General features: G+C 61.3%; 16 protein-coding genes. 10 read left to right on the forward strand and 6 right to left on the reverse strand.

Features of this window, described 5'->3' with window-relative positions:
* Positions 1–23 precede the first annotated feature (23 nt).
* Positions 24–2,123 carry a TonB-dependent receptor family protein gene (locus AC4PS7_RS19655; RefSeq protein ID WP_021493258.1) on the reverse strand — a complete coding sequence of 700 codons (2,100 nt, stop codon included), beginning with the start codon at positions 2,121–2,123 and terminating at the stop codon, positions 24–26.
* A gap of 206 nt (positions 2,124–2,329) precedes the next feature.
* Here AC4PS7_RS19655 and AC4PS7_RS19660 point away from each other — a divergent pair, with 206 nt between their 5' ends.
* The 6 genes from AC4PS7_RS19660 (at position 2,330) to AC4PS7_RS19685 (ending at position 8,936) form a co-directional block, all read left to right on the forward strand.
* Complete coding sequence (locus tag AC4PS7_RS19660; protein WP_010213675.1) at positions 2,330–2,665, forward strand: YceK/YidQ family lipoprotein; 336 nt, start codon at positions 2,330–2,332, stop codon at positions 2,663–2,665.
* 133 nt (positions 2,666–2,798) lie between these two features.
* On the forward strand, positions 2,799–4,556 hold the full coding sequence (locus AC4PS7_RS19665) for a carbamoyltransferase family protein (protein ID WP_010213673.1): 1,758 nt from the start codon (positions 2,799–2,801) through the stop codon (positions 4,554–4,556).
* The gene (locus AC4PS7_RS19670; RefSeq protein WP_044286540.1) at positions 4,557–5,453 is read left to right on the forward strand and encodes an antimicrobial resistance protein Mig-14; all 897 of its coding nucleotides are present in this window, start codon (positions 4,557–4,559) and stop codon (positions 5,451–5,453) included. It begins immediately after the preceding gene.
* Positions 5,450–6,850, forward strand: coding sequence for a PIG-L deacetylase family protein (locus AC4PS7_RS19675; protein ID WP_042571380.1), 1,401 nt, complete (start codon positions 5,450–5,452; stop codon positions 6,848–6,850). The genes AC4PS7_RS19670 and AC4PS7_RS19675 overlap by 4 nt, the downstream gene beginning before the upstream one ends.
* Before the next feature lie 59 nt (positions 6,851–6,909).
* Positions 6,910–8,058: a glycosyltransferase gene (locus tag AC4PS7_RS19680; RefSeq protein ID WP_010213669.1), complete on the forward strand. Its 1,149-nt coding sequence runs from the start codon at positions 6,910–6,912 to the stop codon at positions 8,056–8,058.
* Positions 8,055–8,936, forward strand: a complete 882-nt coding sequence (locus AC4PS7_RS19685; RefSeq protein ID WP_010213668.1) for a glycosyltransferase — start codon at positions 8,055–8,057, stop codon at positions 8,934–8,936. Before AC4PS7_RS19680 ends, AC4PS7_RS19685 begins: the two co-directional genes overlap by 4 nt.
* A 55-nt stretch (positions 8,937–8,991) precedes the next feature.
* On the opposite strand, the gene AC4PS7_RS19690 is transcribed toward AC4PS7_RS19685, so the two are convergent.
* The gene (locus AC4PS7_RS19690; protein WP_042571381.1) at positions 8,992–10,848 is read right to left on the reverse strand and encodes an O-antigen ligase family protein; all 1,857 of its coding nucleotides are present in this window, start codon (positions 10,846–10,848) and stop codon (positions 8,992–8,994) included.
* A 158-nt stretch (positions 10,849–11,006) separates the two neighbouring features.
* Between AC4PS7_RS19690 and msbA the strand changes: the two genes are divergently transcribed.
* The 3 genes from msbA to AC4PS7_RS19705 all read left to right on the forward strand — a co-directional run bounded on the left by msbA (position 11,007) and on the right by AC4PS7_RS19705 (position 15,269).
* Positions 11,007–12,812, forward strand: coding sequence for a lipid A export permease/ATP-binding protein MsbA (gene msbA, locus AC4PS7_RS19695; protein ID WP_010213666.1), 1,806 nt, complete (start codon positions 11,007–11,009; stop codon positions 12,810–12,812).
* A gap of 113 nt (positions 12,813–12,925) precedes the next feature.
* Positions 12,926–14,350: a bifunctional D-glycero-beta-D-manno-heptose-7-phosphate kinase/D-glycero-beta-D-manno-heptose 1-phosphate adenylyltransferase HldE gene (hldE, locus tag AC4PS7_RS19700; RefSeq protein WP_010213665.1), complete on the forward strand. Its 1,425-nt coding sequence runs from the start codon at positions 12,926–12,928 to the stop codon at positions 14,348–14,350.
* Complete coding sequence (locus AC4PS7_RS19705) at positions 14,343–15,269, forward strand: NAD-dependent epimerase/dehydratase family protein (protein ID WP_492179702.1); 927 nt, start codon at positions 14,343–14,345, stop codon at positions 15,267–15,269. The genes hldE and AC4PS7_RS19705 overlap by 8 nt, the downstream gene beginning before the upstream one ends.
* Positions 15,270–15,309: 40 nt before the next feature.
* On the opposite strand, the gene AC4PS7_RS19710 is transcribed toward AC4PS7_RS19705, so the two are convergent.
* The 4 genes from AC4PS7_RS19710 to AC4PS7_RS19725 are packed head-to-tail and all read right to left on the reverse strand — an operon-like array spanning position 15,310 to position 18,686.
* Positions 15,310–16,269, reverse strand: coding sequence for a hypothetical protein (locus AC4PS7_RS19710; RefSeq protein WP_010213662.1), 960 nt, complete (start codon positions 16,267–16,269; stop codon positions 15,310–15,312).
* Between the two features lie 41 nt (positions 16,270–16,310).
* Entirely contained in the window at positions 16,311–17,123 is an 813-nt protein-coding gene (locus AC4PS7_RS19715) for an aldo/keto reductase (RefSeq protein WP_044286544.1), read from the reverse strand.
* Positions 17,120–18,295, reverse strand: a complete 1,176-nt coding sequence (locus AC4PS7_RS19720) for an NAD(P)/FAD-dependent oxidoreductase (RefSeq protein WP_010213658.1) — start codon at positions 18,293–18,295, stop codon at positions 17,120–17,122. Before AC4PS7_RS19720 ends, AC4PS7_RS19715 begins: the two co-directional genes overlap by 4 nt.
* A gap of 55 nt (positions 18,296–18,350) precedes the next feature.
* Complete coding sequence (locus AC4PS7_RS19725; protein WP_010213655.1) at positions 18,351–18,686, reverse strand: DMT family transporter; 336 nt, start codon at positions 18,684–18,686, stop codon at positions 18,351–18,353.
* A gap of 101 nt (positions 18,687–18,787) precedes the next feature.
* On the opposite strand from AC4PS7_RS19725, the gene AC4PS7_RS19730 reads away from it, so the two are divergent.
* Positions 18,788–19,678 (forward strand): LysR family transcriptional regulator, encoded by an 891-nt coding sequence (locus AC4PS7_RS19730; protein ID WP_010213654.1) that lies wholly within the window; start codon positions 18,788–18,790, stop codon positions 19,676–19,678.
* Positions 19,679–19,688: the final 10 nt, after the last annotated feature.

Below are 19,688 nucleotides of genomic sequence, written 5' to 3' on the forward strand. Positions count from 1 at the left end.
CCCACATGAGCCTTGTGGTGGTTTTAGAACTGGTACTCGGCACCAGCACCGGCGTACCACGAGCGGCCAGGAGCGGCTTCGTAGTATCGGTTGTTGCCATCGCCGACGATCACCGAGCCGACGTACTGGCGGTCGAGCAAGTTGTCCAGACGCAGGGTCTGGTGGAAGGTCCAGTGTTCGACTTTCTGCTCAAAACGTGCGCGCCAGTTAAAGACGCTGTAGGCCGGCGCGGCACGTTGGCTGTTGGTGTCTTCGACATAGACCTTGCTGCGGTACAGGCCTTCGATGGCGGTGCTGACCCAGTCCCGGGGTTTCCAGTTCAGCTCGGCGAACAGCGTGGTTTGCGGCACGCCGGGCAGGTAGTTGCCCTTGTCGACAGCGGTGCTGCCGCCGCTGACGAAGTCGCTGTCGTAGGTGGCTTGCAGGCGGGTGTAGGCGAGGTTGGTGGTCCAGTGGTCGCTGAGTTGGCTTTCGATGCCCAATTCAAAGCCGCGGCGCAGGGTGCGGCCGGCGTTTTGATAAGTCGTACGGCCGCCGCTGGATTGCTGTACCACCAACTCGTCTTCGGTCGTGATCTGGAATACGGCGGCGTTGATGCGTGTGTCCTGGCCTACGCGTGCTTTCAGGCCCACCTCATACTGCGTGCTGACCGAAGGCTTGAGCGCGAAGTTGAAGCCGTTTGAGTTGCCGGAATATGCCGATTCAGCTTGCGTCGGGGTTTCAAAGCCTTTGCCAGCGCTGACGTAGCCATGCAAGTCAGGTGTGAAGGCGTACATGATGCTGACTGACGGTGTGTTCTTCTGGTAAGTCTTGCTGCCGCTGTCGTTGCCGTCGCTGAGGAAGTGGTCGTTTACTTTCATTTCCATGGTGCTGTGGCGTAGGCCTGCTTGCAGCGTCCAGTCACCGAGTAACCAGTTGGCTTGCACGAATGGGTCAAGGCTGGTGGCGGTGTCGATTTCGTCACGGCCAAGAGCGCCTTTTACGCCGTGAACGCCATTGACGGTGTTGGAATAGCCTTGGCGATCGTCCTGGCTGCGGTCGTAGTCGACGCCGGCGATCAGGGTCAGGTTGCCCGGAACGCTGGTGATAGGTTGCAACCAGTGGACGGAACCGCCGTAGAACTTCCGGTCGAACGCCACCACTCCGCCGCGCGCATTGGCAGGGTTGGTCACGCCGCTGGCGAACTTGTCAGGGATCGACAGATACTGAATCACACTCCGCCGCCCCGTATACGCATTCACCTGCAACGTCGCATCGCCGAGGTAGCGCTCGTAATTCATGCCCAATTGCTGATGGTCGATACTTTTTCGCGTGTTGTAGGTCAGTGCATTGGCACTTACCGAACGCGGATCGGCCTTATACCCTGCCCAAGTCTGGCCGAGTGGGTCCTGCGTGCCGTTCTGTTCCAGGCTGCTGTAAATCAGGGCGAGTTTGCTGTCGTCATCCGGCTGGAAGTTGAGCTTGGCAAAGGTCTGGTCGCGTCGCGCACTGCTGTGGTCGCGGTAACCATTGGTGTCCATGCGCGAGGCGTCGAGCACGAAGCCGGCACCGTTGGCGGCGCCTTCAGCAGTCAGGTGGTTTTTGTTCAGTCCGTCGCTGCCCACCAGGGTTTCGGCGCCGATGCGCGGTGGGCCTTCGCCGTCGCGGGAGAACATCTGGATCACGCCGCCGGCATTGCTGCCATACAGAGTGGCGGCAGGGCCGCGCAGCACTTCAATGCGTTCGGCTGTATCGAGGTTGAACGTGGCCGCCTGACCCTGGCCGTCCGGGGTGCTGGCGGGAATACCGTCGGCAATCAGCTTGATACCGCGCACGCCGAATGCCGAACGGGCGCCGAAGCCACGGGAGGAGATCTGCAGGTCCTGGGCATAGTTCTGGCGGTTCTGCACGACCAGGCCGGGCACGCGGGACAGGGCTTCGGAGGCGTTGATGCCGAGCTGGCCGTCACTGATTTGTTCGCGGCTGACGCCGTCCACCGAGTAAGGCAGGTCGAACGTCGGGCTGGCGCTGCGCGAACCGGTGACGACGCTGGGGTCGAGGGTCAACGAGCCGTCATCGGCCAGTGCGCTGGAGCACAGGCCCAGCAGTAACAGGGCAAGGCGAGTGGGGGCGGTTGTGTTCATGGAAAGGCCGGGTCCGTGGCGCAACGCGTCAGTAAGTGGCGTAGGCGCAAAAAAAAGCGCGAGTTTAACGGCTACCTCCCTCGTTTACCGAATTTCTGACACGTCAGGGATATGGGAAGGTTCCTACGCATATTAACGTTGTCGGGAGGCTGTGAAGGGCGGTGTGCGATGGTAGGTTTTTGGTCCCTCTACAGGATGAGCGACTTATGAAACCTAACGTTGCAGGGTTATTGGCATTGCTGGGTGTATGTTTGATAGTGGCCGGTTGCGGCACAATGACCACGGTGCTGCGTGAAGACCGTGTCACGGTCCAGTCGCTCAAAGCGAAAAAAACCTACTGCCAGTCGGTTCCGCGTGTCTACAGCGGCGTGTCTTATGATTTGTGCGTGCTGCATGCACCCCCCAGCTCAGGAAGTGGGCTTTCCTTGAACGATGTTCCATGGCCTTATCTCGATGTGGCTGTATCCGCTGTCCTGGATACACTCTTCTTGCCCTATACCGTCTACCGGCAGAGTGCCGACGGCAGTATTGAGCTTCGCTAGCCGCTTGCCGCTAACAGTTTCCTGCTGCTTTTACGCTATAATCCCGCCCTTTAGCTGTTTCCTGCCCAGGCGGGAAGCACACTTTTTTCAGGCGCACCCCGCCTGTATGCAGACTAAAAGAGGCTAGACCCCTGTGGCATTGACGATTCTTGGCCTGTCCGGCGCCCTTAGCCATGATCCTTCCGCAGCCTTGTACATCGACGGCAAGCTGATCGCGGCCGCCGAAGAAGAGCGCTTCGTACGCGACAAACATGCAAAGAACCGCATGCCCTACGAATCGGCGAAGTTCTGCCTGGAGCAGGCCGGCATCAAGCCTTCCGACGTTGACGTGGTGGCGATCCCGTTCGCCCCGATCAGCCTGTTCGGCGAGGCGCGCTGGCACTACGCCAAGCGTTACTGGTACGCCCCGGACCGCGCCCTTGACGCGATCCTGATGGGCAACCGTCGCTACAAGCGCTATCGCAACAAGATCGTCTGGTGCCTGGAGCAACTGGGCTTCGATCCGAAGAAAATCAAGATCGAGCCGGTTGAACACCACCTGGCCCACGCTTCCAGCGCCTACCACTGCTCCGGCTTCCAGGAGAAAACCGCGATCCTCGGCATCGACGGTAAAGGTGAGTACGCCACCACGTTCTTCGGCTACGGCGAAAACGGCAAGATCCACAAGATCAAGGAATTCTACGATCCGGACTCCCTCGGCGGCCTGTACGGCGCAATCACCGAATTCCTCGGTTTCGAGATGCTTGACGGCGAGTTCAAGGTCATGGGCATGGCCCCGTACGGCGATGCCAGCAAGTACGACTTCTCGCGCCTGGCCTCCTTTGAAAACGGCGAGTTGGTGATCAACACCGACTACGCCAACGTGATCGGCCTGCGTCGTTACAAAGAGAAGGGCAAGGGTTTCTACTTCTCGCCAAAACTGATCGAGTGGCTGGGTCCGAAGCGCGAAGGCGATATCGCCGACGAACCTTACATCCACTACGCCGCGAGCATGCAGGCGCTGTTCGAGAAGCTGGCCCTGCAGATGATCGACCACTACCTGGGCGACATCCTGAAAGACACCGGCAAGCTGGCCTTTGCCGGCGGTTGCGCGCTGAACGTGAAGCTGAACCAGAAGATCATTGCCCGCGACGACGTGAAGGAGCTGTTCGTACAGCCGGCCTCCGGCGATGCCGGCACTGCTGTCGGTGCCGCGGCCTATGTGTCCCACGCCCGTGGTGTACCGGTGGAGAAGATGGAACACGTCTACCTCGGCCCGTCCTACAGCAACGAAGATGTGATTGCCGCGTGCGCCAAGCACGAAAGCAAACCGAACTGGCGCAAGATCGAAAACATGCCCCAGCGCATCGCCAAGATCATGGTCGACGGCAATCCGGTGGCCTGGTTCCAGGGTCGCATGGAGTTCGGCCCGCGTGCCCTCGGCGGTCGTTCGATCATCGGTTGCCCGAGTGCGACCGGCGTGGCTGACCGTATCAACCACCAGATCAAGTTCCGCGAGCGTTGGAGGCCTTTCTGCCCGTCGATGCTCGACACCGTGGCCCCGCAGATGATCAAGGTCGATCACCCGGCGCCGTTCATGACCTTCACCTTTGAAGTGGCGGAAGAGTGGAAGACCCGCGTGCCGGAAGTGGTCCATGAAGATGGCACCTCCCGCGCCCAGGTGCTCAAGCGCGAGTACAACCCGCGCTACTACGACATGATGAAAGAGCTGGAAGTGCTGACCGGCAACGGTGTGTCCTTGAACACCTCGCTCAACCGTCGTGGCGAAGCGATGATCTGCTCGCCGAAAGACGCGCTGGACATGTTCTTCGGCTCCGACCTGCAGTACCTGATCATGGAAGACATCCTGGTCGTCAAGGACGGCGTGGACCCTTATGACGCCGTGGTCTAAATGCTGAACCGCTTCCAGGCGTGGCGTGAGCGTGGCTGGACGCCTGTCGAGGCCGAGGTTTACGCCCAGGCCTGGCAGCGGTTTGGCGGCAGCGTGGCGACCCATCCGCAGGTGGTCGAGCGGTTGGCGGGCCTGGCGCAGATTCCTGTGCGTTACCTGGGCTGGGAGCAGGACGGCGAACTCAAGGGCGCGATTGCCACCTGGGGGCGCGACCTGGCCCTGTCCAAGGACGTGCTCAAACGCAGCGGCAAGAAAGGCCTGTTTGACCTGGGCAATGCCGAGATCATCCTGCCGATCGCTGCCGATGCGCAGTTGCCGGTGCGCCATCGCGGGCGCTACCTGTCAGCACTGAACCAGGGCCGCATCATCACCCTCAAGCCCCAGGCCGAGCAATTGGCCATGGCGCGTACCCCCGAAGACCTGTCGAAGAAGTTTCGCTACAACCAGCGCCGCGAATTGCGCCTGCTGGAAGAGGCAGGCGGTGTGGTGCGGGCGGTGAACGAGTTTTCCAGCACCGAGCTGGCGGCAATCTACTGCGATCTGTTTCAGCGCCGCTGGGGCTTTCCGGCCACGGGGGCCGAGCGTCTGGCTGAGGTGCTGGCGCTGCTCAAGGAGTTCCTGATCGGCTCGGTGCTGTTTCTCAACGATGCGCCGATTGCCGTGCAGTTGGTGTACCGGGTCGAGTCGCCAGAGTGGATCAGCATTGAGTACGTCAACGGCGGTGTTGATCCTGAAACCCGTGCGTTCAGCCCTGGCAGCGTGCTGAGCTTCCTCAACACGCAAAGCGCCTGGGAACAGGCGCGGGCCGTGGATAAGCCGCTGCGTTTTTCCTTCGGGCGTGCCGACCGCGAGTACAAGGAGCGCTGGTGCAACCCGGTGCCGGTGTTCAGCCTATGAGCCGCAAACAGCAACTGCTCAAGCGCCACCGGCGCAATAAACGCATTGCGCTGCTGATCGGCCTGCTGCTGTTGATCGCGGCCGGTGTGCTGGTGGCCTGGTGGCTGCCGCTGATCCTGGCGGTGTTGCTGTGGGTGGCCCATGAAGCCTGGTTTGCCGACCACCTGTTTTATTCGCCCAAGGATGACTACCAATACAGTTTTGCGCCGAGTGGCCAGCAGGTCGGATTGCGTCTGGAGGGCGGCAGGTTGCTGGCAGATACGCCGCTTGAGCTGGCTGGCGATGAAACGCTGATCGTCGAAGTACAGCTCAAAAGCAACCTGTGGGGGCGTTTCTTTGATCCTGCGGTTGAGTTTCTGGACGATCGCCAGGCGTTCGAGCGCGGTGTGGTCGGCAAGCGTTACCTGAACCTCACGGGCTCGGCGCAGGCATTGGCCGCGGGTGAGCTGCGCCTGCGCGGGCGTTTTTGCCGCGTGATCGGCCAGCCGGTCTTGTGGGTGTTTCGCCAGCCCGATGCTGCGCGCCATCGCGTGATGGTGATCGCCCCTCATGCCGACGATGCCGAACTGGCCGCCTTCGGCCTGTACGGCCAGGCGGATGAAAGCTGGATCGTGACCCTGACCGCCGGTGAGATCGAGGCCGAGCACTATCAGCAGATGGGCCTGCCCAAGGCTGAAGCGGCGCGGATCAAAGGGCGCCTGCGCGCCTGGGACAGCATTGCCGTGCCACGCTGGGCCGGCGTGCCCGAGGCGCACTGCGTGCAGTTGGGGTATTTCTGCCTGCAACTGCCGGCCATGCGTAACGCCCCCGACCAACCCCAGGCATCGCGCGAAGCGCAGTTGGACGATACGCGGCTGTTCCGCCAGTTCAATGCCCTGGCGTTGCCGGGGGATGTGGACGGTGCGCCGACCTGGAATAACCTGATCGCTGACCTGCGGGCAGTGTTGCTCAAGGCGCGTCCCGAGGTGATTGTACTGCCCACGCCAGTGCTCGACCCCCACCCTGACCATATCTGCGCCCACACCGCGGTGGTGCAGGCGTTGCAGGGACTTGAGTGGCAACCGACCACGTTGCTTGGCTACGCCAACCATCTGCACGATAACGACCGTTGGCCCATGGGTGATTCCGGTGCTGGCGTCGCTTTGCCGCCGCAGTTCGATGCTGGCCAGGTGCTTGAACCTTATTGCCGGGTGCTGAGCGAGAGCCAGCAGCAGGACAAGGCCATGGCGCTGGGCATGATGCATGACTTGCAGCCCCGTGCGCCGTTCAAGCGCCGGGTGCGTCGCCTGTTGCAGCAATGGCTGGCTGGTCGTGGTCCATCGCCTTACGGCGAGAATGAGTTTTTCCGTAAGGCCGTGCGTCGTCACGAGCTGCTTTGGGTGCTGAAGCAGGACTGAAATTGACTTTTTTCGTCGGGCTGCGTGCGCGTAGCAGCCCGATTGCCTCATGGAGTGATATGAAGCCTCGTTTCAAGGTTTTGCAGTTGCAGCCTGACTACAACGTCAAACTCAATGATTTCGCCGATCTCGGTGAGCAGATCGTCAAGGCGTTGCCGACCGAGCGATTCGAGGTGACGTCGGCCTTTCTCAGCGGGCGACCGCAGCCGGGCCAGCCGTTGAGCGTGGCGGATCATTCCAAGTATTTCGAGTTTCCCGAGAAGGCTCTCAAGGGCATTCGCCTGGGCGCCATGTGGGAAATCTACAAGTACTGCCGCGAGCAGAAGTTCGACGTGGTCATCTGCAATCGCTTCAAGTCGGTGAACATGATGCTGTCGCTCAACCGCTGGTTGAAGATCCCATTGTGCATTGGTATCTCTCACGGTTTCGGCGAGTACGAGCGCGCCTATCGCCGGCGCCAGACGCGTCGTTTGGTCAGCCCGGCCTGGCGCTTTGTCGGGGTGTCGGCGGCGGTCAGGGATTACCTCGTCGGGCTCAACTGCGGTTTTACCCGAGAGAACACCACCTTCGTCACCAACGCCATCGATATTCCGCAGGCCGAAGCCTTGCAGCTGCCGCGCGAGCAGGCGCGCCAGGCGCTCGGGCTGCCGCTCGACGCGCGAATCATCGGCGCATTGGGGCGCCTGGTGCCGATCAAGGGGCACACGCACCTGCTGCAGGCGTTCGCCCGCCTCAAGGACAAATACCCCAACGCCCAGGTCGGCATCATCGGTTCCGGCCGTGCCGAGGCGGATTTGCGCGCAGACATCGAGCGCCTCGGTCTCACCGGCCGTGCGCACCTGCTGGGTTTTCGCGAGGATGGCCTCAAGTATGTGCGTGCCTTCGATATCTGGACCATGCCTTCCTTGCTTGAGGGGCTGGGCCTGGCGCTGCTGGAAGGCATGAGCGGGCGCCTGCCGGTGATTGCCTCCAACGGGCCGGCCATGCTGCCCCTGGTAGAAGGGGCGGGCGGTTTGTCCCACGAGCCGGGCAATGTCGAGCAACTGACAACTGCCCTGGACACTTATTTGGCCATGAGCGATGAGCAATTGCGCGCCAAGGGTGAGCAGGTGTTCCGTTACCTGGAAGAGAACCACGCCTTGGCCGAGTTCCAGCAGAAGTACCTGAACCTCATCGAAACCGGTTTGAAAGAAGTAGGTAGAGCATGACAGCGCAACAACCCCTGGTCTCAGTGATTATCGCGTCCTACAACCACGGCCGGTATATCGAAGAGAGCATCCTCAGCGTGCTCGGCCAGACGTACCCGAATATCGAACTGCTGGTGGTGGATGACGGCTCCACGGATGACAGTGTCGAACGCATCCAGCGCTTGCAGGCCAAGCACGGCTTTGATTTCCAGGTGCAGCAGAATCAGGGGCTGACCGCCACGCTCAACGCTGCCATCGCCCGCGCCAAGGGCAGCCTGATCGCACCGTTCGGCTCCGATGACATCATGCTGCCGGACCGTCTCGCCATCCAGGTGGCCTATATGGCGGACAAGCCGAAGGTGGGCATGTGCGCCGGTAATATCGAGCTGATCGATGGTGATGGCAACCTGCACCCGGAGAAAAAGCAGCGCCGCGACGTGCCCTTTCGCAGCCTGGATTTCGACGACATGTTCATGGACCGCAAGCCTTTCCCGCCAGCGCCGACCATGTTGATTCGCCGCGAAGTGCTGGAAGAAGTGGGTGGTTTCGACCCGTTGATTCCTCTGGAAGACCTGCTGATCCAGCTGAAGATCACGGCTGCCGGCTACACCATCGACGCTCTTGGCGTGGTGATGGCGCGCTACCGGCAGCACGCGAACAACACCTACAAGAACCACCGCTACATGATCCAGAACATTCTCAAGACCTATGCCCATTTCAGCGAGCATCCGGCCTACGACGCGGTGCGCTACAACTTCCTGAACTCGATGTTCTTGAAGACCGCCGACCGTGACCGGCCGCTGGCGCGAGAGATACTCAAGCAGATCCCGTTGAAGTTCTGGGGGCGCAAGACCTTGCGTGGCTTGGTGCGATTGTATCTGGCACCCCTCAGGGCGTGAGGCGGCAGGCGCAGTGAAGAAGGCGACTATCAGCAGTGATAGTCGCCTTTTTTTATCAGACGGCGGGGCGGCTCAGCGCCAGTACGTGCTCGCGGATTTTCGCCGTGGCGCCTTGACTGGCAACCGACGCATAACCTTTGGCCAGCTGTTCGAAGTGTGTCTCAAATAACCAGGCGCGGTCCTGCGGGTAGCGCTGCATATGACGCAGGTTGCGCTGGCGCAAGGCGTTGCGCAGCGGCGACGGGTAGATGCGCAGGTCGGCGATATCGATCAGGCCGAACTCGCCGTCGTCCATCAGCAGAACGTTGCCCAGGTGCAGTGAGCGGAAGTACACGCCGCGCTCATGCAGTTGGGCCATGAACTGGCCGAAGCGTTCGATCAGCGATTCGCGCAGGCTGTTGTCCAGGCTTTGCAGGGCCTGGCGCAGGGTCAGGCCGGGCAGTGGCGAATAGCTGACAGCACTGCTTGCATCGGGCAGGCGGTAGAGGCCCAGAATCTGCGGTGTGGGGATACCCAGGGTGCGCAATTGCTCGGCGTTGCTGGCAAACCGTTCGGAATAGGGGTTGAAGCTGCCAGAGGTATACCACCGGCGTGGGCGGAACACTTTGAGGAAACGACCGTCGGCCAGGCGCAGGACCTTCGGGCCCAGGCCGTCGGCTTCGATCACGTGGGCATCGGCGCACAGTTGATTAAAGCCTTCAGGCAGCAGGTTTTGCACCGGTATGCGCAGCAGGCTGCGACGGCGCTGGGCCATGCTCAGGCCGGTGATGATGGCCAGTGGAATCCACAGCAGGAACCAGTGCTCCTTGGGGCGTGACAGGATGCCACCGCCTTCGGTCAATCCGGCGCCGATGCCATAGGCAAGCAGCGACGATGCCAGGATAAACAGTGGTTGCGCACGTTCTTTGAGGCCTTTATACAGGCCCCAGCCGAGCATGAAGATCCATGGGATAAAACCGATGATCCCGACGTAATACAGCACGCCCAGGGCAAAGCTGTGCGGCTCGCGCAGCTCGTAGCCGTCGGACAGGGTCAGGTACAACTCGGAGTCATAGCTGTGGCCGATCCAAGGATGTTCAGCAATGCGCTGCAGGGACATGCCCCACAATTCGAAGCGGAACGAGCTGCCGCGAGTGGTGATCTGTTCGGGGTAGAGCAGCAGAAGCCCGACGCCGCCCAGGATCATGCCGGCTATCAGCAAGGCTGAGCGGCGGTTGCGGCTGACGAAGGTCATCCACAGGATGGTCAGTGTCAGGGCGACCAACGGTGTGCGTGAGCCCGTGGCCAGAACCGCCGCGAGCATGACCGCCAGAGCCGGGGCGCTGAACCACAGGACGTTCAGGCGCTGGGTGGTCATGCAGACATATAGCCAGTAGACGCAGAAGAAACCGAATAGATGAGAGCTGAGCAGCGGGTTGTCGAGGGCGCCACGCCCACCGATCATGCGCATGCCCGGTTCGAAGCCTTTGACGAAGGCCACCAGGTTGCACAAGCTCACCACGAGTGCAATCACAGCAGCACTGAAGAAGATCGGTTTGAACAGTTCGTTGCGGTAATGCAGTAACAGACCGCAGCCGCCAAACAGCATGAAGGTATTGAGCGGGCGCTTGAACAGGTCGGTGTCGGTGGTGGGCTCGGGGCTCCACATCAGGCTGGCCAGGGCCCAGGCAGAGAAGGCCAGGAATGCGAGCGCCAGGGGCTCACGCAGTAACTCCTTTAACTCCCGAGGGCGCATGCACAACATGAACAGGGTCGGTACGCTGAACAGGATGTAGACGATTCGATGCAGCACGTTGCGGTTGGACACGAAGAACAGCGAACTCAGTAACAACAACAAGCCAATGGGCAAAATCCATAGGACCAGGAAGTCGAAAACGCGATTTGAGCCATAGATCAGGCGCTTGGAGTGCATACAGAAAAGCCATTCCATTTAGAGAAAGCCGACCATCTTAAAGTAGTGGCTATATAATGTCGCTGGTCGGGACCGACCAGGCTGTGGGTCATGCAGGGTGCAAGTACAACAGAGAAGCTGTGCTAAAGTCAGCCTCCTTTTTCAAAACGCCGCGTGATATGACCGACTCCAGTCCGAGCGCAAGCCCTTCGAGCTTGAAAATATACTTCCGTCTGCTCAGCTATGTCAGACCCTATGCGGGTCTGTTCGCATTGAGTATCCTCGGATTTCTGATTTTCGCGTCGACCCAGCCCATGCTGGGGTACATCCTCAAGTACTTCGTCGACGGTCTGTCCAATCCTGAAGCCGTACTGTTCCCCAGCGTGCCATTCCTGCGGGACCTGCAGTTGCTGCAGGCGGTGCCGCTGCTGATCATCCTGATCGCCGCCTGGCAGGGCCTTGGTTCGTTCCTCGGTAACTACCTGCTGGCCAAGGTTTCCCTGGGCCTGGTGCACGACCTGCGGGTGCAGTTGTTCAACAATCTGCTGACACTGCCGAACCGCTATTTCGACAACCACAACTCCGGGCACCTGATTTCCCGCATCACCTTCAACGTGACCATGGTCACGGGCGCGGCCACTGACGCTATCAAAGTGGTGATCCGTGAAGGCATGACGGTGATCTTTCTGTTCGCCTCGCTGCTGTTCATGAACTGGCGCCTGACGCTGGTGATGATCGCTATCCTGCCGTTGATTGCAGTGATGGTGAGCACGGCCAGCAAGAAATTCCGCAAGCAGAGCAAGAAGATCCAGGTGGCCATGGGCGACGTGACGCACGTCGCGTCGGAAACCATCCAGGGCTATCGCGTGGTGCGCAGCTTTGGTGGCGAAGTCTACGAGGAAAAACGCTTCCTCAAGGCCAGCCAGAGCAACACCAACAAGCAACTGCGCATGACCCGTACCGGCGCGATCTACACGCCGGCGCTGCAATTGGTGATCTACACCGCGATGGCGGTGCTGATGTTCCTGGTCCTTTATCTTCGCGGCGATGCCTCGGCAGGTGACATGGTGGCCTACATCACCTTGGCAGGCCTGTTGCCCAAGCCGATTCGTCAGCTCTCGGAAGTCAGCTCGACGATCCAGAAGGGTGTGGCCGGCGCCGAAAGCATTTTTGAACAGTTGGACGAAGAGGTCGAAGTTGATCGCGGCACGATCGAGCGTGACAAAGTCAGCGGTCGTCTTGACGTACGCAACCTCAATTTCACCTACCCAGGCACCGAGCGCCATGTGCTCAAGGACATCAGCTTTACCGCCGAGCCAGGGCAGATGATTGCCCTGGTAGGGCGTTCGGGCAGCGGTAAATCGACCCTGGCCAGCCTGATCCCGCGTTTCTATCATCATGAAAGCGGCGAGATCCTGCTGGACGGCATCGAGATCGAGAACTACAAGCTGCTCAACCTGCGCAAGCACATCGCCCAGGTGACCCAGCACGTGACGCTGTTCAGCGACACCGTGACCAACAACATCGCCTACGGCGACCTGGCCGGCGCACCACGTGCGGAGGTTGAGGCGGCGGCTGCGGATGCCAATGCCAAGGACTTCATCGACCAGTTGCCCAAGGGCTTCGATACCCAGGTCGGCGAAAACGGTGTGCTGCTGTCCGGCGGTCAACGCCAGCGCCTGGCTATTGCCCGTGCCCTGCTGAAGAACGCACCGTTGCTGATTCTCGACGAGGCCACCTCGGCCCTCGACACCGAGTCCGAGCGCCACATTCAGGCGGCGCTCGACAAGGTCATGCAAGGTCGCACCACCCTGGTGATCGCGCACCGTTTGTCCACCATCGAGAAAGCTGACCTGATCCTGGTGATGGACGATGGCCGGATTGTCGAGCGTGGCACCCACGGCGAACTGTTGGCACAGAACGGCTACTATGCCCGCCTGCACGCCATGGGACTGGATGCGCCGGTTTCCGCCGACATCACCTGACCTTCTGTGCAGGAGCCGGCTTGCCGGCTCCTGCATTGCAAAACCCTCCCGCAATCCTCCTGTAACCCTGTGCTAATATCGCGCCCCTGTTCATTTTGTATGTGGGTTGCTCCATGAAGTTGTCCATGCCGCGATTCGATCAAGCCCCTGTCTTGGTGGTCGGCGATGTCATGCTCGACCGTTACTGGCATGGCGGTACCTCACGGATTTCCCCTGAGGCACCGGTACCGGTAGTCAAGGTCGAGCAAATCGAAGACCGTCCAGGTGGCGCTGCCAACGTTGCCCTTAACATTGCCGCCCTCGGCGCCCCAGCCTCCCTGGTCGGCGTGACCGGCGACGACGAAGCCGCCGACAGCCTGGCCAACAGCCTGCGCGGTGCTGGCGTGCGCGCGCTGTTCCAGCGCATCGCCCACCAGCCCACCATCGTCAAGCTGCGGGTCATGAGCCGGCACCAGCAATTGCTGCGTATCGATTTTGAAGAACCCTTCACCACTGACGCCCTTGCCCTGCGTGGCCAGGTCGATCAGTTGCTCGAAGGCATCAAGGTGCTGGTGTTGTCCGACTACGGCAAAGGCGCCTTGAAGAATCACCAGGAACTGATCCAGGCCGCCAAGGCCAAGGGCATTCCGGTACTGGCCGATCCCAAGGGCAAGGACTTCTCGATTTATCGCGGAGCCAGCCTGATCACGCCTAATCTCAGTGAGTTCGAAGCCATTGTCGGCGGTTGCACCGATGAGCACGATTTGGTGACCAAGGGCGCGGCGCTGATGGCCGATCTCGACTTGGGCGCCTTGCTGGTGACCCGGGGTGAGCACGGCATGACCCTGCTGCGTCCGGGCCACCCGGCGATGCACTTGCCGGCACGTGCCCGCGAAGTGTTTGACGTGACCGGCGCCGGCGACACCGTGATTTCCACCCTGGCCGCCTCGATTGCGGCGGGCGAAGAACTGCCCCACGCTGTGGCCCTGGCCAACCTGGCGGCAGGCATTGTGGTGGGCAAATTGGGTACCGCTGCCATCAGCGCGCCTGAATTGCGGCGTGCGATCCAGCGCTCCGAAGGTTCGGAGCGCGGTGTACTGACCATCGAACAACTGCTGCTGGCCATTGACGACGCCCGTGCCCACAACGAGAGCATTGTGTTCACCAATGGCTGCTTCGACATCCTGCACGCCGGTCACGTGACGTACCTGGAGCAGGCGCGCGCCCAAGGTGATCGCCTGATCGTTGCGGTCAACGACGACGCGTCGGTCAGCCGCCTCAAAGGCCCTGGCCGTCCGATCAACAGTGTCGACCGTCGCATGGCAGTGCTCGCGGGGCTGGGCGCGGTGGACTGGGTGATCAGCTTCCCTGAAGCGACCCCGGAAAACCTGCTGGCCCAGGTCAAGCCCGACGTGCTGGTCAAGGGTGGCGATTACTCCGTCGACCAGGTTGTCGGGGCGGATATCGTCAGTGCCTACGGCGGCAAGGTCAAAGTGCTGGGCTTGGTCGAAAACAGCTCGACCACGGCCATTGTCGAGAAAATCCGCAACAATGAGTAAACGCGTTCTTATCACCGGTGGCGCCGGTTTTATCGGCTCGCACCTGGTCGATGCGCTGCTTGCCAAAGGCTACGGCGTGCGGGTGCTGGATAACCTGTCCACCGGCAAGCGCAGCAACCTGCCGCTGGACAATCCGCGCGTTGAATTGCTGGAAGGTGATGTAGCCGATGCCGAGCTGGTGGCCCGCGCCGCCGTCGACACAACGGCGGTGGTGCACCTGGCGGCAGTGGCCTCGGTGCAAGCGTCGGTGGATGATCCGGTCAGCACGCACCAGAGCAACTTCGTCGGCACCTTGAATGTCTGCGAAGCTATGCGCAAGGCCGGCGTAAAACGTGTGGTGTATGCCTCCAGCGCCGCGGTCTATGGCAACAATGGCGAAGGCGCTTCGATTGACGAAGAAACCACCAAGGCGCCGTTGACGCCCTATGCGTCCGACAAGCTGGCTGGCGAGCACTACTTCGACTTCTACCGTCGCCAGCATGGCCTGGAGCCGGTGATTTTTCGCTTCTTCAATATCTTCGGCCCCCGCCAGGACCCCTCATCGCCGTATTCCGGCGTGATCAGTATCTTCAGCGAGCGCGCGCAGCAGGGCGTGCCGATTGCCGTGTTTGGCGATGGCGAGCAAACCCGTGACTTCATGTACGTGGAAGACCTGGTGGACGTGCTGGTGCAGGCCATTGAAGCGCCGTCGGCACCGTTGAGCGCCATCAATGTGGGCTGGAACCGCACCACCACCCTCAAGCAGGTGTTGCAGGCCTTGGAAGAAATCGTCGGCAAGCTGCCAACGGTGACTTACGGGCCGGCGCGTTCCGGGGATATCCGGCATTCACGGGCGAATAACCAGCGCTTGCTGGCGAGCTTCACGCTGCCGGAGCCCACGCCGTTGAAGGTTGGGCTGGAGCGCTTGCTCGAAGGCTGAACGCAATCAAGTGTGGGAGCAGGCAAGCCCGCTCCCACATTCAAGCCTTGGCTTTTTTCTTCGGCACGATCTTGCGCAACACCCGCTGTGCCAGGCGCTTCAATTTCGACTCTTTCTCAGGCATAGCCAAACCCTGTTGGCGTAGCCAATCCTTCCAGCGAATCCGCTCCTCACGCACCAGCCAGCCTTCCTGTTGGGCGAAGCTCTCCGCCAGGTACAAGCCGCGAGTACTTGCCGGGTACAGCTGGTCTTTCTTGACGGTGTACAACTCGGCCAGAGGCTGGCCATCTTTCAGCGGCATCAGGTACAGGTCGGGGCGCTGACGGTCCAGGCGTGCCACCAGTTGATCGCCTTCCAGGCGCTCGTCCACATGGAACAGGCTCAGGGACTTGGCTTCCTTGGGCACTTCCAGGCGCAGGTCGTAGATCAATTGCAGGGAGGCGGTGGGCAGGTGCACGTAGGCGCGGGGGCGCTCGATCAATTGAGTGGTGGCGCAACGTACCGGGCGGGCGGCACCGGACAGCGGGCTGAGGCGAAAGGGCAAGGCTTCACGATAATGCAGCGCGGCGGAATAGGGCGCCGGTAGCCAGGTGTCGTTGAAGCGTCCGCCAAGCCAGCCTTCCGGGGTTTCCAGCAGGCACTCTTCGGCAATTTCCTGGATCGCAGTGTGCAGCGGCAGGTTCAGTTCGTGGGCGGGCACATAGCCGGAAATCAGCTTGAGGACCACGTCGCCACGGTCCTGGCGGCGCTGGCGTACCAGCACCCAATAATCGCGGTTCTGCCAATGCAGGGTCAGGCGTACGGATACGCCGAGGTTGGCCAGCTCCAGGGCGAAGCGTTCCGGGTCGGCCACCTCCACCGGTTTGCGGCGTTGCAGGGTCTGGGCAAAATTGAGCGGCATGCCGACGCTCTGGTAACTCAGGCCTTCGGGGGTGGCTTCGACGTGCAGCGGCAGTGTCTTGAAGTTGCTGGGGTTTTTTCTTATGAGCGTTCGCGGCATGTCGGCTCCTTCTTGCGACGGGGTCGGCCGCGTGGGCGGCATCAGAGTTGACGAATGACTTGGGCAGCGGTCGCCACGTTATGGGCCAGGTGCAGCGGATTAATGGTCCCGACAATAGCACTGGCGACGCCCGTTTGCGCAAACAACAGCATGAAACTCGCCCGAATTGGATCCATTCCAGGCTCCAGGCACACGTGGCCGCTGGCTAATGCCTTTTTCACCAGGATGCCCTTGCCATGGGCCGATGCATAATCAATGACGGCTTTCTCGGTCTGTTCGTTCAAATTGTAGGTGATCATGGCGCAATCGCCCTGTTCCAGAGCCTTCACGCCGCCTTCTACGGTTTTGCCGGAGAAGCCGAAACCACGGATCTTGCCTTCCTTTTTCAACTCGGCCAGCGTCTGGTAGACCTCGCAGTCGTTGAGGATGTGCAGGTCGTTGCCGTCGGAGTGCACCAGCACCATGTCGATAAAATCGGTTTCAAGTCGTTTCAAACTGCGCTCGATCGACAGGCGGGTGTGGGCCGCGCTGAAGTCGTGGCTGGACAGGCCATTCTCGAACTCTTCACCGACCTTGCTGACGATCACCCAGTCCTTTCGCTGGCCACGCAGCAGCGGGCCCAGACGTTCCTCGCTCATGCCATAGGCCGGCGCCGTGTCGATCAGGTTGATGCCCAGTTCGCGAGCCTGTCGCAACAGCATGCGGGCTTCGTCGTCACCAGGAATCTGGAAACCGCTGGGGTATTTCACCCCTTGGTCGCGGCCCAGCTTGACGGTGCCCAGGCCCAGTGGCGAGACCATCAGGCCGGTGCTGCCCAGGGGGCGATGCAGGTCGTGAAGGGTGGGCAGGCTCATGGCAACAATTGCTCCCAGGCAGGTACGCCGATGGCGGGTTTTGGCAGGGCGGGTAGAGGCTCGCTGGCAGTCGGGCGGATCCCGTCACGTTCCAGGCGGTTGATCACCCGATCGGCGAAGTCCGGCGCCAGTGCCAGTTTGGTCGGCCAGCCCACCAGCAGGCGGCCTTCCTCGGCGATGAAAGCGTTGTCGGGACGGGTCAGGCCTGATTGCAGCGGCTCGGCACGGTCGACCCGCAGAGTGGCCCACTGGGTCTGGCTCATGTCGATCCACGGCAGCAATTGCGCCAGCTCTTTCTGCGCGGTGGCGATCTGTTCTTCCGGTGTGCGCGCTACGCCATCGGCTTCGGCAATGTCGCCGCCCATGTACCACACCCAGTTGCCATCGGCTGCCGGGTGAGTGGTGACGGTGATGCGCGGCTTGGTGCCGCCCCCCAGGCAGTGGGCATACAACGGTTTCAGGCCGGGGCCTTTGGCGATGATCATGTGCAACGGGCGCTTTTGCATCGCTGGCTGGTTCAGACCCAGCGCGGTCAGCAGGTCCGCCGTGCCGGCGCCGGCACTCAACACGATACGTTGGGCGCGGATCTCGCGGCCGTCCACGTTCAAACCCACCAGTGTGTTGCCTTCACGCAAGGGTTCGATATGTTGTCCGGCGAGCAAACCATCACCGGCCAGCTGGGCCAGGCGTTCGATCAGGCTCGGCACGTCAACGACCAACTCTGCCAGGCGATAGACTTTGCCCTTGAAGCGACGGTCTTGCAGGGCAGGCGGCAGGTCGTCCCCCTTGACCTGATCGACACGGCCGCGCACGGCCTTGCTGGCGAAAAAGCTGGTGAGGTTGCCGGCGAGCGTGCCGGGGGACCACAGGTAATGAGCGTCGGACAACAGGCGCACGCCGGTCAGATCCAGCTCACCGTTACCCGCCAGCGCTTCACGCCAGCGGCGCGGCATGTCGGCAATGGCTTCGGAGGCGCCGGTGAGCGCACCGTGCAGGGCGTATTTCGCTCCGCCGTGAATGATCCCCTGGGACTTCACGCTTTGCCCGCCACCCAGGGTGGCGCTTTCCACCAACACCGTGGAAAACCCCTGGCGGCGCAGGCGCGCATTCAGCCAGAGGCCTGCAACCCCGGCGCCGACAATCAGAACGTCGGTGGACATAACGGATGGCATGGGCAACCTCAGTGTTCAAGACAAGAGGCGCAGTATACAGCGTGTTGAAGGGTGGTCAGTGCCCGGCGGTTTTCGAAAACAACTGGATCACCACCACGCCCAGCACAATCAGGCCCATCCCCAGCATCGCCGGGATATCCAGCTTCTGCCCGTAGATGAACAGCGCCGCGATGCTCACCATCACAATGCCCATCCCGGCCCACACGGCGTAGGCGACGCCCACCGGCACTGTGCGCACCACCAGCGTCAGCATCCAGAACGCCACACCGTAGCCGACGATCACCAGCAGCAGGGGGATCGGCGTGCTCCAGCCCTTGATGGCCTTCATGGAAACGGTGGCGATCACTTCCGAGCAGATGGCAATGGCCAAGTAGTAGTAAGCGACGTTCATGGGTCAATCCTCGGGTAAAGCAATCAGATAAGGCTGGCATTCTAGCGTTCAGTCAGATGGGGTAAAGTCATTACCTATCCGAATAAGAGATGGGTCGAGCCATGAGTGTGCAGTGGGATCTGGAGCAAATGCGCCTGTTTGTCAGCGTCGCCGAACACCGTTCGTTTTCGGCCGTGGCGCGTCAGCAGCGCAAGGCGCAGTCGGCGGTGAGCAATGGGATTGCAATGCTGGAGGCGGACCTTGGCGTCAGCCTGTTCGAGCGTAGCAGCGGCCGCCAACCGCGGCTGACGGAAGCCGGCAGCGTATTGCTGGAGGAGGCACGCGAAGTGTTGCGCCAGTGTGAACGGCTTAATGGCCGGGCACTGTCACTGACCCGCGGCGAGGAGGCTTGCCTGCGCCTGGCCCAGGATGAAGCCATGCTGTTTCAGCCGGTACTCGATAGCCTGGAGGCGCTGGCGGGCAAGTACCCGTTGCTGGAAGTGCAGCTGTCCAGCGCCGCGCAGGGCGATGTGGCCCGTAAGCTGGTGGAGCGCAAGGCTGACCTGGGTCTGCTGTTCTATCACGATCAAATCCCCGAAGCCCTGGAGCGACGGGTTGTCGGCAGTGTGGAGATGGTCACGGTATGCGGCGTGAATCATCCGCTGGCCAAGGAACCGTACGTGACGTGCCAGCGTCTGGCGCAGTTCCGTCAGTTGTTGATGTCGACCCAGACCAGCGTCTACCCCGGCAGCGAAGCCGCCAGCCCGTTGGTGTGGCGCGCCGACAGTTTCTACGTGTTGGCCGAATGGCTGATGAGCGGCCTGGGCTGGGCCTGGCTGCCCCGGCATATCGTGCAGTACCCGACCTATCAGCAACAAATGGTTGAGCTGGACAGCGAATGGACGCCGCCGGCCTTGGTGGTGGAGCTGGTCTGGCGGCGCGACGAGCATCTGGGGCCTGCCGCACGCTTCCTGGCCAAACGATTTGCCGAGTGCTTGCAGGCGATCGACTGAAAAAGCCGAT

This window comes from Pseudomonas sp. DW-iso3, assembly GCF_058725305.1.

Coding starts and splice junctions, on each gene's coding strand:
- AC4PS7_RS19720 (WP_010213658.1), bottom strand. CDS start 18,295: ATGCCATCCGTTATGTCCACCGACGTTCTGATTGTCGGCGCCGGGGTT.
- AC4PS7_RS19705 (WP_492179702.1), top strand. CDS start 14,343: ATGAGTAAACGCGTTCTTATCACCGGTGGCGCCGGTTTTATCGGCTCG.
- AC4PS7_RS19730 (WP_010213654.1), top strand. CDS start 18,788: ATGAGTGTGCAGTGGGATCTGGAGCAAATGCGCCTGTTTGTCAGCGTC.
- AC4PS7_RS19710 (WP_010213662.1), bottom strand. CDS start 16,269: ATGCCGCGAACGCTCATAAGAAAAAACCCCAGCAACTTCAAGACACTG.
- AC4PS7_RS19685 (WP_010213668.1), top strand. CDS start 8,055: ATGACAGCGCAACAACCCCTGGTCTCAGTGATTATCGCGTCCTACAAC.
- AC4PS7_RS19660 (WP_010213675.1), top strand. CDS start 2,330: ATGAAACCTAACGTTGCAGGGTTATTGGCATTGCTGGGTGTATGTTTG.
- msbA (WP_010213666.1), top strand. CDS start 11,007: ATGACCGACTCCAGTCCGAGCGCAAGCCCTTCGAGCTTGAAAATATAC.
- AC4PS7_RS19680 (WP_010213669.1), top strand. CDS start 6,910: ATGAAGCCTCGTTTCAAGGTTTTGCAGTTGCAGCCTGACTACAACGTC.
- AC4PS7_RS19725 (WP_010213655.1), bottom strand. CDS start 18,686: ATGAACGTCGCTTACTACTACTTGGCCATTGCCATCTGCTCGGAAGTG.
- AC4PS7_RS19655 (WP_021493258.1), bottom strand. CDS start 2,123: ATGAACACAACCGCCCCCACTCGCCTTGCCCTGTTACTGCTGGGCCTG.
- AC4PS7_RS19690 (WP_042571381.1), bottom strand. CDS start 10,848: ATGCACTCCAAGCGCCTGATCTATGGCTCAAATCGCGTTTTCGACTTC.
- AC4PS7_RS19670 (WP_044286540.1), top strand. CDS start 4,557: ATGCTGAACCGCTTCCAGGCGTGGCGTGAGCGTGGCTGGACGCCTGTC.
- AC4PS7_RS19675 (WP_042571380.1), top strand. CDS start 5,450: ATGAGCCGCAAACAGCAACTGCTCAAGCGCCACCGGCGCAATAAACGC.
- AC4PS7_RS19715 (WP_044286544.1), bottom strand. CDS start 17,123: ATGAGCCTGCCCACCCTTCACGACCTGCATCGCCCCCTGGGCAGCACC.
- hldE (WP_010213665.1), top strand. CDS start 12,926: ATGAAGTTGTCCATGCCGCGATTCGATCAAGCCCCTGTCTTGGTGGTC.